This window comes from Neobacillus sp. SRL179, from assembly GCF_984799095.1.
This window is the reverse complement of the sequence record NZ_OZ481792.1, coordinates 3,702,411-3,719,012: the sequence shown is the minus strand read 5'-3', so window position 1 is coordinate 3,719,012 and position 16,602 is coordinate 3,702,411. Positions and strand designations below refer to the sequence as shown.

Here is a 16,602-nt window from a genome sequence, read left to right as displayed (position 1 = left end):
TATCCAATAATGGATATCACTTTTTGTTTGTTCACAACGCTTTTTTATTTATAAAAGAAAGGATAATTAAAACACCTATAGTAACGATACTTACGATTGAACCAATCATATTATTGGGATTTAACAAAAATCCAATAAAAATGATGCTTAAGGACACAATCGCAAAAATGGTTGTAATTGGGAACCATTTTACCCTGAATTTTGGTTGCTTTTTGTAAAATGGTCGTAGTTTTAACTGTGCAGCACAAATAGCAATCCAGATAATCATTACGGTAAAACCAGGGATGGTCATCAGATAGCCAATGACTTGACTAGGTGTTAAGTAGGCTAAATAAACACCAGCTATAATGCATACACTTGTAATCATAATTCCAATATAAGGGATGCCTTTTTTTGATATTTTTGCTAATCCCTTAGGGGCAACACCGCTTTGTGCCATCGAAAACAATGTTCTTGAAGTAGCATAAATTCCTGAGTTGGCCGCCGAAAGTACAGCCGTTAACAGAACAAAGTTCATAATATGAGCGGCCCCAGGTAATCCTGTGGTACTAAAAACTTGAACAAATGGGCTATCCTCACCAGTAACTTGATTCCAAGGCATAAGACCACAAATGATAAGAATCGGTAAAATATAAAAAATAATTACACGCCAGACAGCGCCTTTTATGATTTGAGGTAAGACCCGTTCAGCATCCTTAGTTTCAGTAACAGCAACGCCAATTAATTCTGCACCACCATATGAAAACATGACAACTAAAAAGGCACTGAAAGTCCCTCCTAATCCGTGTGGGAAAAAACCACCATGTGCTGTATAGTTTGCAAGCGGATCATGGATATTGCTGGGAATGATCCCAAACAAAAGTAAAAACCCTAAAATGATAAAAGCAATTAAAGCAATAATTTTTATTCCAGCAAACCAAAATTCAAGTTCACCGTAATATTTTACTTGAAATAAATTGATTCCGATGATCAGGATTGCACAAATTAAACTTAACAACCACAATGGTATAGAAGAAAACCAAAATTGTAGAAAACTCCCCGCTGCTAATAATTCAACAACAGTTACTATAATCCAATTAATCCAGTATAACCACCCGACTAGAAAAGAAACTTGAAACCCAAAAGCTTTATTGACTAAATGCTGTACATTTAAATTTGGATGGGCTAGTGCCATTTCCCCTAATGAAGCCATGATGATAAATAACAAAATTCCGCCAATTAAATAAGCAATGATTACGCTTGGCCCGGCGATACTGAGTGTGTCGGAACTGCCTTTAAAGATTCCCGTTCCAATCATTCCTGCCAAGGCAATAAATTGGACATGTCTCGGCAATAACCCTTTTTGTAAGTCTTGTTGTTTTTTCTCCATGCTGCCCCTACCTACTTTTATATTTACCTTGACGCTTTTAAGCGCTAAAATATTTTATCCTAATATATCATAATTATAATAACAGTCCAATAGAGATAAGATAATTATTCTTTTCAAGATAAAAATAAAATAATTTTTTTGCCTAAAGGAAACTTTTTTGGGTTTGGTGAATATTATAAATGAAAAGAGGAGTTGAGATCGCATGCTAGTAAGCCCTCGATTACAACGGAGGATTTTTCTTTATTCTTTTGTGTTTAAAAAACTGGGTATCCTATCGGAACATGAGTATAATCAAATAACTACTTTTTCACCATTACCTAAAAATAAATACCTTAATAAATAAAAAGCATGCGAAACTTCGCATGCTTTTTATGACGCTCATTATATTTTTGTATTTGTTTTAAGATGACATCTTTACTTTTTTCTGTGTAGTAGTCCATTTTCCACGGCTTGGGCTGATGACCAAGTCATTATAGGCCAAGACATTTAAATCTCGTTGTATGGTGCGAGGAGTGATACCAAATTCCTCTACAAGTTCCTGAGTCGTGACAGTGCCGTTATTGCGAATAAACATGTAGATACATTTGATGCGGTTTAACATCCGGTTAGTCGAAGGTTTCAAAGAACCACTCCCTATCCTAATTTCAAACCTATGGCTTAATCCCTCTACCGACAGCCTGTTTGAAGATTACTCTTCAAGAATATGTAGTTTTCTTTTCCGCGCAGACATCTCCTTTTTATGGAATGTTACTATGGATACTTTTTGTATAAATCTAACTTTATTGTACCCATAATTTTTGAAAATTTCTACCAATATAGTTAACTTTACAAAATATTCACATGTAAATCATGGAAAATGTTCGTTTTTCGCCCTCCTTAAATTATTTTATACTATATGGTATGGGGGAATCCATGGAGTTTATGATAAGTTTTTTGAATTTTTAGTAAAAATACTTAAACTACTTATGTATAACTTGTATGAATGGAATTCTGAAATTGCTTTGATATTTGTAAAAATGATAATGTTAAAGATGTATATTAAGGAACCAGAGAGCAGCACTAGTATTTTTAAATTAGATGGGAGAGAGAACATGAAATTTGCAATCTTAAATGGAAAAATGCTTAACCGTTCGGAGGCAAAGGTGGATATTGAAGACCGAGGCTACCAATTTGGCGATGGTGTGTATGAGGTCATCCGTGTCTATAATGGTAAACTATTTACATTACATGAACACTTGAATCGCTTTGAAAAGAGCGCAGAAAATATTGGCATTGCTCTTCCTTATTCTGAGGAGGATTTAATCGAGTTATTAGAAGGTCTAGTAGTCAAAAATAACCTTCAAATTGGAACCGTCTACCTGCAACTGACAAGGGGAGTGGCACCTCGAAATCATGCCTTCCCAGTACCCGAGGTGACACCAACTCTTGTAGCCTATACGAAGGAAGTCCCAAGGCCAATAGAGAATTTACAAATTGGGGTAAAAACAATCCTAACTGAGGATATTCGCTGGTTAAGATGTGATATTAAGAGCTTAAATTTGCTGCCTAATTTATTAGCAAAGCAAAAAGCAGCTAATAAGAAGTGTTTTGAAGCCATTCAATACCGAGACAGACATATTACAGAAGGGAGTTCATCGAATGTTTTTATTGTAAAGAATGGTGAAATCATCACCCATCCTTCAACCCCTTTAATCTTAAAAGGCATAACAAAGGATGTAATTTTTCAAGCCTGCTTAAAAAACAATCTATCATTTGTGGAAAGACCTTTTACAATAGATGAGCTTGTAGACGCCGATGAAGTATTTATGTCTAGTACAACGGCTGAGGTCATGTCGATTGTTGAAATAGATGAAAAAAAGGTGAATAACGGTAAACCCGGACCCATCACAAAACAATTACAGGAACTATTTGAAAAAGAAATCGAAAAACAATGCGGCCCCCTGCAAGTTAAAATTTTACTTTAAAAAAAGTATTAAAAATAGATGTTGATTTTCAGCACGTTGATTGGAGCGGAAGGCGCGAAGACTCCTGCGGGAGTACGGGGCTGGTGAGACCCCACAGGCGCTTTAGCGCCGAGGAGGCTCACCGGCACGCCCGCGGAAAGCGAAGCGCCTGGAGCGGAAATCAACATTTAAGATTAACAGAGCCTTAATAAAAAGACGTGGTACAGAAAACTTGGTACCGCGTCTTTTTAAACTCATTTTACATAAAATGAACAAAGAAAATATCCGCTGACTCTTGCTTTTCTTTTACATACATTTTGGAGAAAATAAACTAAAATGAAAAAAAGGACTGATTGAGATATGGAGCAACGACCACACTTTTTCTTTGCCGTAAGAATTCCAGAAGAAACGAAATTCATTATGAAAAAACATATTGAAACACTAAAAGAAATGATCCCATTTAGCCGCTGGGTGGACTATCAAGATTTGCATATTACCCTCGCGTTTTTGGGCTCAGCAGAACCTGAGAAGCTGTTAGCAGCAGAAAATAATGTGCAAGAGGCATTAATCGATACAAAAAGAATCCAGTTAATAATAAATCAATTAGGGACATTTGGAAGGGAAGAGTCACCCCGTGTGTTCTGGGCAGATACAGAGGAAAGTGATAACTTGAAAGCCCTTCGAAGTAAGGTATTTTCCGCATGTACACAAGCTGGATTTCAACTGGAAACTAGACCGTTTCGCCCGCATATTACGTTAGCTAGAAAGTGGAAAGGGCAGGGACCCTTTCAAAAGGAACAATTAGAGATTTGGAATAAACTGCAACCCACGCCATTAATTTTTGAAGTAAAAGATGTCGTTGTGTATCAAACACACCTTAATCAAACACCAAAATATGAAGCGGTAACAATTTTTCCATTACAATCATAGAAATTATAGTCAAGGGCTGATTTTATGAAAACTTTATACTTTATTGTGAATCCAAAAGCAAGAAATGGCTACTGTCTTAAAATATGGGAAAAGATAGAACGGCAATTAAAGGCTGAGAACATAACCTATCTTGCTTTTTTTACTGAGTATGCTGGACACGCTAAACAGCTGGCCAGACGGCTTGCCGAAAAGAACTTAGAGGAAACATTATTGATTGCTGTTGGCGGGGATGGAACCATCCACGAAGTGATGAATGGCATCGTAAATGACAAACATATTACACTCGGATTTATCCCTGGCGGCTCAGGAAATGACTTTTCAAGAGGGTTCGAAATTCCCAATGACCCGGAGGAAGCATTAAAAGTTATTCTTCGCTTAAGGAAAAAGCACGGGCTGCCAATTGATATTGGGAAAATAACCATGCAGGAAACAATTGAGCACTTTTTTATTAACAATATGGGTGTAGGGTTTGATGCGATCATTTCCTATGAGGTAAACCTTTCACGGATGAAGGCATTATTAAATAAGTTTTCTTTAGGCAGGCTGGTGTATGTTTATTTTTTATTAAAAAATGTATTTACATTTAAAAAAGCAACAATTGATTTATCAATTGACGGAAAAAAGCATATATTTGAACAAACATGGTTTGTTACCGTTTCCAACCAACCGTATTATGGGGGTGGGATGAAGATAGCCCCAGCTGCCGAGCCGGATGATGGGCTTTTTGATATAACGGTTGTCCATCAATTATCAAGGTTGAAGTTGCTGCTAGTCTTTATTAGTGTTTTTTGGGGGAAGCATATCCACTTTAAAGAAGTGAAAACGTTTAAAGGGAGAGAAATATCTATTCATTCACCTGCTGCACAATACGTCCACGCCGATGGGGAATATATTGGACATACGCCACTTACCATTTACCTTCAAAGGAAAGCATTGGCCATTTTAACTAGAAAACCCGCTAAGGAAGAAGTTGATTTGAAGGAGAGGAATTCGAATGAGTTCAGTTGACAGAAAATTTTTCGCGTACTTGGACGAAATGAATATCATTACGATTCTTCTTCCCCTTTCATATCATCATGGGCTGTCATCTTTTTTCACTTTGACATCGGAAGCTGTGAAGAAACCACTGCAAATCATTGAAAAAATAAAAATAGAACATAATCAAAAATATGTTTGTCAGTTTGAAGGGGAAATCTTTTTTGAAAAGAAATATTGGATTCTCGACGAGTACGGAGGGAAAACCGATTTACAAATCGGAGCGGTTATTCGGACCGATGCCTTTGATGATAAATTTTATTATGAGGGAAATGACCTCGGTGTAACATATGCTGATGGGGAAACAATCTTTAAGCTATGGGCTCCAACTGCCACAGCAGTAAAATTAAAGTTACGTCCTCCATCTAGTGAGTATTCAGAAATAATTAAAATGAAGCGGGAAAAACGAGGTATTTGGTCGGTACGTTTTAACCGTAATTTGGAATCCTATCAATATAGTTTTCTTGTCCTGGTTAATGAGGAATGGAGCGAGGCCGTCGATCCATATGTGAAGGCTGTGACGGCTAATGGAGAGTTGGGAGTGGTTGTAAGACTGGATAATCACGTAAGACCAAGGACGAAATTACCTCCATTAGAAAGTCCTACTGATGCCATTATTTATGAAACCCATATTAGAGATTTTTCTATCCATCAAAACAGCGGTATTAAACATAAAGGGCTTTATCTTGGTGCTGGAGAGATGAACACAAAAGGGAAGGATGGCGAGGCAACGGGTTTATCGTATGTAAAAGAATTAGGAATTACCCATATTGAATTTCTGCCTTTTCATGATTATGCCGGTGTAAATGAATTATCTCCCCACAATGATTACAATTGGGGCTATAATCCGCTCCATTTCAATGCTCCTGAGGGAAGCTATGCTACAGATCCTTCCAATCCATATGCTCGAATTAACGAGTTAAAAAGTCTCGTTGATCAGATTCATAGTATTGGCCTTCGCGTCATCATGGATGCCGTATATAATCACGTTTACATTCGTGAAACATCTTCTTTTGAAAAAGTGGTCCCAGGTTATTATTTTCGGCATAATGAGATGGGGTTACCATCAAATGGAACTGGGGTTGGCAATGATATCGCTTCAGAACGAAAAATGGTGAGAAAGTTTATTGTGGACTCAATTCGATATTGGATGGAGGAGTATCATATTGATGGTTTCCGTTTTGATCTTATGGGCATTTTAGATGTAGAAACCATGAATGAGGTAAGGAAAACGTGTGATAGTATTGCAACTGACACACTCATAATTGGCGAGGGTTGGAACCTTAACACACCACTTCCAGCTTCACAAAAGTCAACGATTGCCAATCAAGCAAAGCTCCCACAGATTGCCCATTTTAATGATGAATTTCGTGACACGATTAAGGGCAGCACGTTTAATTTGTTTGATAAAGGCTTTGCTATTGGGAATGAACATAACTTGGATGCAGCTTTGGAGGTCATAACAGGCAGTGTGGGATTTACCAAAAAGGGTGGGCAACTTTTTAATCAACCTTCACAAACAGTAAATTATGTAGAATGTCATGATAACCATACACTTTGGGATAAGCTTCAGGCTTGTTACCCTGCCTTGGATGAGGAGATGCGAATGAAATACCATCGACTTGCTACAGGTATTGTCTTATTATCTCAGGGAATACCATTTCTCCATAGCGGACAGGAATTTTTTCGCAGTAAGCATGGAGATGGCAATAGCTATCGTTCGCCAGATCCTATTAATCGTCTTGATTGGGAAAGGAAAATCAACTATAAAGATAATGTGGCATATATTAAGGGGCTTATTAAAATTCGAAAAACACTATCTTGTTTTCGTATGAGAACGACGGAGGAAATTCTACACAATATTAAGACGCTGCCACTAGTTCCTCCATTACTTGGTTGTTTATTATTCTCACGTGATGATGAGGTTGTTTTCATCATTAATCCCACTGCAAAAGAACAAATGATTCATCTTCCAAGTGGAGAATGGTCAGTATTGGCCAATCAAAAGGCAGCGGGAATTTCTCCCACTAAAGTGGTGATATCGGGTCAAATGACGATAGAACCTATTTCCTTAAATGTTTTGCTAAAAAAATAGTTTTTCAAGATGACTTGACGGCAAAAGGCAATAGGAGCTAAAATTTATTAAGATGGCTATTGTGTGCAATGGTTTCAATAGCTTTTTTTTTATTTTCAAAATAACTATATGTATAGTTGTAATTAGACAAGCCTATGAGAAAAAGGTATTACCTCTTTATATATGGAAATAACCGCATTAGAACGGCATAAATTGAAGGTGAGCAATTTTGGAACATTTACTAGGACAAGAGTGGGAAATTACACCAGCTGGAGGCAAAACAGGAGAAGCCTTTTATGCAGAATATGAAGATCAACGGCTTTTTTTAAAGCGAAATTCCTCTCCATTCCTTGCAGTATTATCGGCAGAAGGTATCGTCCCAAAGCTTGTTTGGACAAAACGATTGGAAAATGGAGATGTAATAACAGCTCAGCAATGGCTTCCTGGCAGAGAGTTAAAGCCCTCAGAAATGAACCAAGAAAATGTTGCAAGATTGCTTAAAAAGATTCACTGTTCTGAGCCTATGCTTGGAATGCTAAGTCGAATCGAGCATTCACCATTAAATCCTGAGCCTATTTTACAATCAGTGGTCAATGAGTTAGATGAACAAGTTCTTTCGTTACCAGAATCACAAAAGGCAATGGTTTTCCTACGGAAGGAAGCACAACATGTTTCTTGTGATGAGAAGGTCGTTTGCCATGGAGATGTCAATCATAACAACTGGCTGCTAGCTGAAGACAACCAGTTGTATTTAATTGATTGGGATGGGGCCATGATTGCCGATCCGGCCATTGACCTCGGTCTGCTGCTTTATTGGTACATACCAGAAGATAAATGGCAGGACTGGCTTACCATGTACGATAAAGAGCTTACTGATCACTTAAAACTAAGAATGAAATGGTATGTAACCATTCAAACTTTGTCCTCCATTCAATGGTACAAAAATAAAAACCGTTTTGAAGAAATGAATAAATGGATTCACTTTTTAAAGGAAATCCTGTAACTTACGAGAAATGATCGATATCGTTCACCCATTGAGAGAGGTTTTCTTGATTGGTTAATATATGTTGGTCCAAATCAGCTGTTTGAGCACCGTTTTGGCTGTAATGATAAACTTCTTGTAAAATGCTTTTTACATTTTGGTCGACTTGTGTGTTGACCATCAGGGATTTAATTAATCGTTCTAATTGTTCACATTCAGCAACCGATCCACAACAATCTGATTGATGATTATTTAAAATATCTTTTAGTAAGGTGACTTGATCACCATGACTTAATGGCATAAAAACACACCCTTTCTAATGGCAATAGTAAAAAAGGAATTCATAGTTAGGGTGTGGATTCTTTTTTTTGTTTATTCATGATCTTAATTACCAAATCTTTTAACTTGTTAAGGGTAGAAGTACGTGGTATGTTTTGAACAATAATTTTTTTTTAGGAGTGTCATAAATGAGGGTTAGGAATAAACCTTGGGCCAAGGACAAAATAGAGCAGTATCCACAATATGTTGTCGCAAATCCTGAACAATATAAAGGGAAATGGCCCCAAGTATTTGAACAAAATCAACCGATTCATATTGAGGTGGGTACCGGGAAAGGCCAATTCATCACCGGAATGGCCAAGGCGAATCCGACCATTAATTATATAGGAATTGAAGTATACGATAGTGTGATTATTACTGCCTTGGACCGTTTGATTGAAGCTGATTTACCAAACCTTAAGCTTTTACACGTAAATGCAAACGAGATCACTAAGTACTTTAATAAAAATGAAGTGGATCGGATCTATTTGAATTTTTCCGACCCATGGCCGAAGTCCAAACATGAAAAAAGAAGGTTAACTTATAAAAATTTCCTAAAATCGTATGAGGAAATTATGGTAGACGGTGGAGAAATTCATTTTAAAACAGACAATCAAGGCTTGTTTGAGTATTCCTTAAGGAGTTTTTCAGAGTACGGATTGTTATTAAAATATGTTAGCCTTGATCTTCACAACAGTGATTATGAAGGAAACATTATGACAGAGTATGAAGAAAAGTTTTCAGAAAAGGGCAGCCGTATTTATCGCTGTGAAGTAAAATACCAAAACAACTTGTAGGACAGCTCATTAAGAGCTGTTCTTTTTTGTTTTTCTAAATAGTGCGACAATGTTAAAATATAGAAAAAGCGATTAGGGGGATGAATGGTGGAAACATTAAAAATTGGGGACGTGTCTTTAACATGGTTATCGGGGGGGATTACAAATCTTGATGGCGGTGCTATGTTTGGCGTTGTTCCAAAAGGCTTATGGTCAAAAAAATACCCGGTAAATGAAAAAAATCAAATTGAATTACCAACAGACCCTATTTTAATTCAAATGAATGGTAAATATTTTTTGGTTGAAACTGGCTTAGGAAAAGGGAAATTAACCGAAAAGCAATTAAGAAATTATGGTGTAACCAAAGAGTCCGAAGTAGAGCAATCATTAGAGAAAGTAGGAATAACTGCTAACGATATTGATTATGTCCTCATGACACATTTACATTTTGATCATGCGTCAGGTTTGACCAAACTAGTTGAGGGCCAGTATGTTTCCACTTTCCCTAATGCTAAAATCATAACTTCACAAGTAGAATGGGATGAAATGCGTAATCCTAATATTCGTTCGAAAAATACATATTGGAAAGAAAACTGGGAAGCAATTGAAACACAGGTGATTCCGTTTGAAGGAACTTGGAGCTTAGGAGCGCTTACGATGATTCATACGGGAGGACATAGTGATGGACATTCTATTCTAATCGTTGAGGATGGGGATGAAATGTCGGTTCATATGGCCGATCTTATGGCGACACATGCACACCAAAATGTGTTATGGGTTATGGCCTATGATGATTACCCTATGACTTCCATAACCGCAAAGGAAAAATGGTTTCCACATGGAGTAGCAAAAAATGCATGGTTTACCTTTTATCATGATGCTTTTTATCGGGCAGTTAAATTCGATTCAGATGGAAAAAATATTGTTGAGAGCATTAAAAGGGAAAGATAAGCCAAAAATAGCCGTATCACACGCTGATACGGCATTTTTTGTGATCATATCTTGCTTAGATCTGAACAACGTCTAATAATGTTCCAGTTTGGGCATCGGCAATAAACTCAAATTGTTGATTTCCCTCGCCGCTATTTTTGGAAATACCCCCTTTATAGACTTGATAGGTTATATGATGTTTTTCATACGGCTCCGCCACCATATGTATCCATGAGCCGCTAATTGGCCCGTATTGCTTATATTGTTTTTTTACTGATTCTAATACCTTTTCAGGTGAGACATGTGTATTTTGGCTTATAATCTCTTTTGTCACATATCCGCCAACTAATCCGACCGCAGCACCTAAGAAAAATGATTTCCAGTTCATTTATACACCTCCTAAAAATGGAAAAGATTACTTTCAAGCATCTCTTCTCAGTATATCGTATTTATTAGCAGGAAGGTATTATTACAGATAATGAAATGAATTGTTGGTAACAGCTGCAATATTTATGTAATATTAACTCATATACATATATCAGAAAATAAAAAGGAGTAGTAAAAATGAATGAACAAACATTAAAACTTTTTCAAACCTTAACAGAACTGCCAGGAGCATCGGGAAACGAGCATTTAGTCAGGAATTTTATGAGGGAACAATTATCACCATACTCTGATGAAATCATTCAAGATAAATTAGGCAGCATCTTTGGTGTGAAAAAGGGAAATGGCCAAGGCCCAACCGTTATGGTGGCAGGCCACATGGATGAAGTAGGATTTATGGTTACTTCCATTACTGAAAATGGGATGATCCGGTTTCAAACACTAGGGGGTTGGTGGAGTCAAGTTCTACTTGCTCAACGAGTCCAAATCATGACAAAGAATGGTCCGATTATTGGGGTGATTGGGTCCATTCCCCCACATCTTTTAGATGATGCGAAAAAAAATAAACCGATGGATATTAAAAATATGTTGATTGATATTGGTGCAGATGACCGAGAGGATGCCGAACGGATTGGTATTAAGCCAGGCCAAGCCATTCTGCCTATTTGTCCATTTACCCCAATGGCCAATGAGAAGAAGATCTTAGCAAAAGCTTGGGATAACCGGTACGGCTGTGGATTAGCGATTGAACTACTTCAAGAGCTTAAAGATGAAACATTACCTAATATTTTGTATTCGGGTGCAACAGTCCAGGAAGAGGTTGGCTTACGTGGTGCTCAAACCGCTGCCAATATGATTAATCCAGATATCTTCTTTGCCCTTGATGCTAGTCCTGCCAATGATATGACCGGGGATAAACAAGAGTTTGGTCAATTAGGGAAAGGCACCTTGCTGCGGATCTTTGACCGAACGATGGTAACACATCGTGGTATGCGCGAATTTGTGTTGGATACAGCTGAAACACATCATATTCCATATCAATACTTCATTTCACAGGGCGGAACGGATGCTGGCAAGGTTCATTTATCCAATGAGGGTGTGCCGAGTGCTGTCATCGGTATTTGTTCACGATACATTCATACACATGCTTCTATGATTCATATTGATGATTATGCTGCAGCAAAAGAATTATTAGTGAAACTTGTTAAAGCAAGTGATCAATCAACGGTTGACACGATTAAATCTAACAGTTAATCAAGCAGGAGGAGGCATAATTTTGCCTCCTTTTGTTTGTGAAAGGAGAAAGATTATGAAGGTTATAATTGGAACCAAGAACCCTGCGAAAATCTCAGCAGTAAAAAATAGTTTTACTCAAGAAAATATAGAGTTTATTTCCCTTGATATCCCTTCAGGTGTTCAAGCTCAGCCGTTTTCTGATGAAGAAACGATTCAAGGTGCAATCAATCGGGCCGTTGGGGCGCTAAATCAGGGGAATGGTGACATTGGGATTGGCCTGGAAGGCGGAGTGCAGGAAACAAGCCATGGATTGCTTCTTTGTAACTGGGGAGCACTTGCTTCAAGGGATAGGGAGCCGTTTATAGCTGGGGGGGCAAGAGTGCTCCTTCCTAAGGAAATCGCTGTTAGGCTGAGAGCGGGAGAAGAGCTGGGTCCAGTGATGGATGAATATGCAAAAATGAAAAATGTAAGGAAACATGAAGGGGCAATTGGAATATTTACAAATGGAATGATAAACCGAGTCGATATGTTTACCCATGTTACAAAATTATTAGTGGGACAATATAGCTATTACTAAACCCATTAAGCATATAAATCTCACTTTTGTTTTCAAAGATTTTGATTTGGATATGATAAAAAACGAGGTCTAAGAATAGAAAGAAGCATATCATTGGACTGAAAATCTTTGGGACTGTTATGATTTAAACAAAGTTATGAAAACAAGTTCCAACGGAGGCGGGAATTTTGAAAAATTTAGAGTCAATTGAACAATTTGAACAGCTTCGCGATCAAGGGAAAACAATTTTTATGTTTTCAGCTGCCTGGTGCGGTGATTGCCGTTTTATTGAACCAGTACTACCAGAAATAGAAGCCAAATTTGCAGAATATACCTTTATTCATGTTGATCGTGATCAATTTATTGATTTGTGTCAGCAGGTAGACGTATATGGTATCCCAAGTTTTATCGCTTATGAAAGCGGAAGGGAACTGGGTCGGTTCGTAAGTAAAGACCGTAAAACTCAAGAGGAAATCGAAACGTTTATTTCAGAGTTAAAATAAAAATTGTCCCAGCCCTCTCTCCTTTGAGATGAGGGTTTTTTCATGTAAAATAGACTAAACAGCTTTATTGAAATGGTGGGTTTAATATGAAAATGGATAGTAAACAAATGCGGAGTGAGTTAGAAGCACGCTTGGCTGGAAACGACAAATTAATATCCTATGACCGTGAACGGGATCAACTTCGGTTTGAAAGTAAACTAACTGGAAAAGGAATAACGGTTTCCTTACCAGGGATTATTGCAAAATGGCAGGTTGAGAAGGAAAAAGCGATTGAAGAAATTGTCTACTATGTCCAAGAAGGTTTACGTGCTATGGAAGAGCCGGTTGAGTTAAAAGACCATGAAAAAAAAATCTTTCCTGTTATTCGTTCTGCTTCTTTTCCAATGGAAGCTGAAGAAGGTGTGCGTTTTTTGATGGAAGACCATACGGCGGAAACAAGGATTTATTATGCATATGACATGGGTAAAACATATAGACTGATTGATGAACATATTATGGAAAAAGAGGGGTGGAAGGAGAACAGAATTAAAGAAATTGCCCTGTTTAATGCAAGGTCGCTTTCTACTCCATTAAAAGAGGATCAAGTTGCTGGGAATACCTTTTATTTTTTGAACACGAATGATGGTTATGATGCAAGCAGGATTTTAAACAAGGGGTTTCTAAATGAAATCGAGAAGAGCATGACAGGAACGATGGTACTTGCGGTTCCGCATCAAGATGTGTTAATTATTGGTGATATTCAAAATTCAACCGGTTATGATGTCCTTGCTCAAATGGCCATGAGCTTTTTTGCAAACGGACGAGTGCCAATTACGGCATTGTCATTTTTATATGAAAATGGGGAATTAGAACCAATTTTTATTCTTGGAAAAAACAAATAAAAAGATGGAGAAAGAGGATCACATATGGAAGTGGTCTTTTTTCGTGATAACCTTCCTAATGTATCCAATTCGAACATATTTCGACTCATTCTTTAGATTTGTGTCGAAAAAATAATAAATACTGATAAAATAGAATGATAGATGAACAAGAAAGAGTGATAGTTTTGACGTGGATCCAAAACTTTTTTCAAAAGTTAAAAAAAGACAATGAGGAAGGGGATTACAACGATTACCTTATACATAAGCAGCCGGAACACCTTCCGTCAGTTAGTCAAATAGATAGTTTGAAGGATATAGATGCAAGAATCTCTTATCAATATCCTAAAAGCGGTAATCTTCCTTCTCGAACTCATAATGTCATTCAAAAGACAAAACCAGATTCATTACGTCCCAATCGATCTGTTAAACTTGCTGAGAAGCGAAGAAAAGTTGAAAACCAAGACGTTCCTCCTGTTAGTCCTAGTACTACAGAGGCAGCGCATATACAAAAAGAAATTCCTAAAAACAAAAGTGAGCCTAAGTCCAGAGTTCGCGGGCGGTTTCAACCAACTGAAATACCTTCGCCAGTTTTTGGATTTAATAGGCCGAAAAAGTCGGCTGTCATCGTCGAACATGAATTAAGCCACTTTTTAGAGGAGGACTTTGATAACAGGATTGACCCAATCATGGAGATTGAGCAAGTTATTCCTGAACCAGAGAAAGCAATTTCAGTTGGAGATGGGGAGGCAGTTATTGTTAATGAAATAACCGACAGCCCTATCCAAGAAGAACCCGCAGTGATAGAAGTCAATGAAACAGAAATGGTGGAAACTCTTCATGGAACAAGCCCATCACTATCTCATGAGGTTCCTAAAATCTTACTGACAGAACAGGTGAGGGAAACTTTAGTTGAACCGGAACCCGTACAAAAATTCAACTTAGAACCAAATGTGACGTTAGAAACAAACCTGGCCGCTGAAACAGAACTAGAACCTGAAAATAAGCTAGAACCAGTGGTGAAACTACTAACAGATGATGAGGTCATAAGCGAAACAATACCCGAACCTGAAGCAGAGAAGCCAGCCCCAAAACGGGCACACTTACCATTTAATGTGATGATGCTGAAACAAGATAAACAAAAATGGGAAGAAAAGAAGAAAATACGCGAACAAGAACCTGAGCTGAAGCCGATTGAGACAAAAACTCCAGAAAAAGTGGTTCGGTTGGAGGAAAAAGCCACCAGGCTGATAGACCAAGCTGATGATACCTATATCCTGCCAAATTCTACTTTGTTAAACCCGCCTGTAATAGTGGATAGTGATACAGCTTGGATAAACGGGCAAAAAGAGCTTTTAAATGTGACCTTACAAAACTTTAATGTAGGGGCAAGTGTGGTTAATGTCACACAAGGTCCGTCGGTTACTCGCTTCGAAGTCCAGCCGGAGCCGGGAGTTAAGGTAAATAAGATAACTAATTTAAGCGATGATATCAAGTTAAGTCTTGCAGCAAGGGACATCCGGATTGAAGCGCCTATTCCAGGTAAACATACTATTGGAATTGAAGTTCCAAATCAGAAATCCAGACCTGTTTTTATCAACGAAATTATCAGCAACAGTGCTTTCACTGAAGCAGCTTCACCATTAACAGCTGTGCTGGGACTTGATATTGCCGGTAAACCAATCGTGACTGATTTGAAAAAAATGCCGCACGGCTTAATTGCAGGTGCAACGGGATCAGGGAAGAGTGTATGTATTAACTCTATTTTGATTAGTCTGTTATATAAGGCCCGTCCAGAAGATCTAAAATTGTTGCTTATTGACCCCAAAATGGTCGAACTCGCTCCTTATAATCGAATCCCACACTTGGTAAGCCCGGTTATAACGGATGTGAAAGCAGCAACTGCATCTTTAAAATGGGCTGTGGATGAAATGGAACGACGCTACGAATTATTTGCCCATACTGGTGTTCGTGATATTAATCGCTTTAACGAATTGGCCATGCAGCATAAACGCTATTCTGATAAATTACCGTTTATTGTGATTGTAATTGATGAATTGGCAGATTTAATGATGATGTCGCCAGCAGATGTCGAAGAAGCGATTTGCCGGATTGCTCAGAAAGCCAGGGCTTGTGGGATTCATCTTATTGTTGCAACCCAAAGACCATCTGTTGATGTCATCACTGGCTTAATTAAAGCAAATATTCCAACAAGAATTGCCTTTTCTGTTTCGTCCCAAGTGGATTCGCGCACAATAATTGATATAAGTGGTGCAGAAAAGCTGCTTGGCCGAGGCGATATGTTATTTTTAGAAAACGGCTCATCCAAACCTGTCCGTTTACAAGGAACGTTTGTATCAGATGAAGAAATAGATCTTGTCGTTTCGCATGTAAGAGAACAAAGGGAGCCTGAATATTTATTTGAGCAAGAGGAATTGTTAAAAAAGGCACAGGTAATCGAAGAAGAGGATGAACTTTTCTATGAGGCGTGTGAATTTATTATTGACCATGGCGGTGCCTCTACTTCTAGTCTGCAGCGTCGTTTTAAGATTGGCTATAATCGAGCAGCAAGATTAATGGATATGCTGGAGCAAAACAGTTACATTACTAGTGCAAATGGAAGCAAACCACGCGAAGTATTAATAACAGAAGCTGATTTACTAACTTTACAAGACTAACATGATTGTAAGGGTGGATTTCTTAATATAT

Annotated in this window: 16 protein-coding genes; 12 read left to right on the top strand and 4 right to left on the bottom strand. The window is 37.9% G+C overall.

Annotation, left to right across the window (positions count from 1 at the left end):
• Positions 1-31 precede the first annotated feature (31 nt).
• Together AC4E8C_RS18415 and AC4E8C_RS18410 are read right to left on the bottom strand one after the other, a co-directional pair.
• On the bottom strand, positions 32-1,369 hold the full coding sequence (locus AC4E8C_RS18415; protein WP_490208106.1) for an amino acid permease: 1,338 nt from the start codon (positions 1,367-1,369) through the stop codon (positions 32-34).
• Positions 1,370-1,769: 400 nt separating this feature from the next.
• The gene (locus tag AC4E8C_RS18410; RefSeq protein WP_007086548.1) at positions 1,770-1,991 is read right to left on the bottom strand and encodes a DeoR family transcriptional regulator; all 222 of its coding nucleotides are present in this window, start codon (positions 1,989-1,991) and stop codon (positions 1,770-1,772) included.
• A 469-nt stretch (positions 1,992-2,460) separates the two neighbouring features.
• On the opposite strand from AC4E8C_RS18410, the gene dat reads away from it, so the two are divergent.
• From dat to AC4E8C_RS18385, 5 genes are all read left to right on the top strand, one after another.
• Positions 2,461-3,333, top strand: coding sequence for a D-amino-acid transaminase (gene dat / locus AC4E8C_RS18405; RefSeq protein WP_490208105.1), 873 nt, complete (start codon positions 2,461-2,463; stop codon positions 3,331-3,333).
• Positions 3,334-3,672: 339 nt separating this feature from the next.
• Positions 3,673-4,242, top strand: a complete 570-nt coding sequence (gene thpR / locus AC4E8C_RS18400; RefSeq protein ID WP_490208104.1) for an RNA 2',3'-cyclic phosphodiesterase — start codon at positions 3,673-3,675, stop codon at positions 4,240-4,242.
• A gap of 24 nt (positions 4,243-4,266) precedes the next feature.
• Entirely contained in the window at positions 4,267-5,250 is a 984-nt protein-coding gene (locus AC4E8C_RS18395; protein WP_490208103.1) for a diacylglycerol/lipid kinase family protein, read from the top strand.
• Complete coding sequence (gene pulA / locus AC4E8C_RS18390; RefSeq protein ID WP_490208102.1) at positions 5,237-7,372, top strand: type I pullulanase; 2,136 nt, start codon at positions 5,237-5,239, stop codon at positions 7,370-7,372. The genes AC4E8C_RS18395 and pulA overlap by 14 nt, the downstream gene beginning before the upstream one ends.
• Before the next feature lie 208 nt (positions 7,373-7,580).
• Positions 7,581-8,354: a phosphotransferase gene (locus AC4E8C_RS18385; protein ID WP_490208101.1), complete on the top strand. Its 774-nt coding sequence runs from the start codon at positions 7,581-7,583 to the stop codon at positions 8,352-8,354.
• Position 8,355: 1 nt separating this feature from the next.
• Here the strand turns inward: AC4E8C_RS18385 and AC4E8C_RS18380 are convergent, their stop codons facing one another.
• On the bottom strand, positions 8,356-8,634 hold the full coding sequence (locus AC4E8C_RS18380; protein ID WP_490208100.1) for a YtzH-like family protein: 279 nt from the start codon (positions 8,632-8,634) through the stop codon (positions 8,356-8,358).
• 166 nt (positions 8,635-8,800) lie between these two features.
• Between AC4E8C_RS18380 and trmB the strand changes: the two genes are divergently transcribed.
• Both trmB and AC4E8C_RS18370 read left to right on the top strand, forming a co-directional pair.
• Positions 8,801-9,448 carry a tRNA (guanosine(46)-N7)-methyltransferase TrmB gene (gene trmB, locus AC4E8C_RS18375; protein WP_490208099.1) on the top strand — a complete coding sequence of 216 codons (648 nt, stop codon included), beginning with the start codon at positions 8,801-8,803 and terminating at the stop codon, positions 9,446-9,448.
• 87 nt (positions 9,449-9,535) lie between these two features.
• Positions 9,536-10,378 (top strand): YtnP family quorum-quenching lactonase, encoded by an 843-nt coding sequence (locus tag AC4E8C_RS18370; protein ID WP_490212608.1) that lies wholly within the window; start codon positions 9,536-9,538, stop codon positions 10,376-10,378.
• Positions 10,379-10,433: 55 nt separating this feature from the next.
• Here the strand turns inward: AC4E8C_RS18370 and AC4E8C_RS18365 are convergent, their stop codons facing one another.
• The gene (locus tag AC4E8C_RS18365) at positions 10,434-10,745 is read right to left on the bottom strand and encodes a PepSY domain-containing protein (RefSeq protein WP_490208098.1); all 312 of its coding nucleotides are present in this window, start codon (positions 10,743-10,745) and stop codon (positions 10,434-10,436) included.
• A gap of 176 nt (positions 10,746-10,921) precedes the next feature.
• Here AC4E8C_RS18365 and AC4E8C_RS18360 point away from each other — a divergent pair, with 176 nt between their 5' ends.
• From AC4E8C_RS18360 to AC4E8C_RS18340, 5 genes are all read left to right on the top strand, one after another.
• Positions 10,922-11,995 (top strand): M42 family metallopeptidase, encoded by a 1,074-nt coding sequence (locus AC4E8C_RS18360; protein WP_490208097.1) that lies wholly within the window; start codon positions 10,922-10,924, stop codon positions 11,993-11,995.
• Between the two features lie 55 nt (positions 11,996-12,050).
• Positions 12,051-12,554: a DUF84 family protein gene (locus tag AC4E8C_RS18355; RefSeq protein ID WP_490208096.1), complete on the top strand. Its 504-nt coding sequence runs from the start codon at positions 12,051-12,053 to the stop codon at positions 12,552-12,554.
• Between the two features lie 167 nt (positions 12,555-12,721).
• A complete protein-coding gene (locus AC4E8C_RS18350) occupies positions 12,722-13,036 on the top strand; it encodes a thioredoxin family protein (protein ID WP_490208095.1) in 315 nt (104 codons plus the stop codon).
• Between the two features lie 92 nt (positions 13,037-13,128).
• The gene (locus AC4E8C_RS18345; RefSeq protein WP_490212607.1) at positions 13,129-13,917 is read left to right on the top strand and encodes a DUF1444 domain-containing protein; all 789 of its coding nucleotides are present in this window, start codon (positions 13,129-13,131) and stop codon (positions 13,915-13,917) included.
• 164 nt (positions 13,918-14,081) lie between these two features.
• Entirely contained in the window at positions 14,082-16,571 is a 2,490-nt protein-coding gene (locus AC4E8C_RS18340; RefSeq protein WP_490208094.1) for a DNA translocase FtsK, read from the top strand.
• The last annotated feature ends 31 nt before the right edge of the window (positions 16,572-16,602 follow it).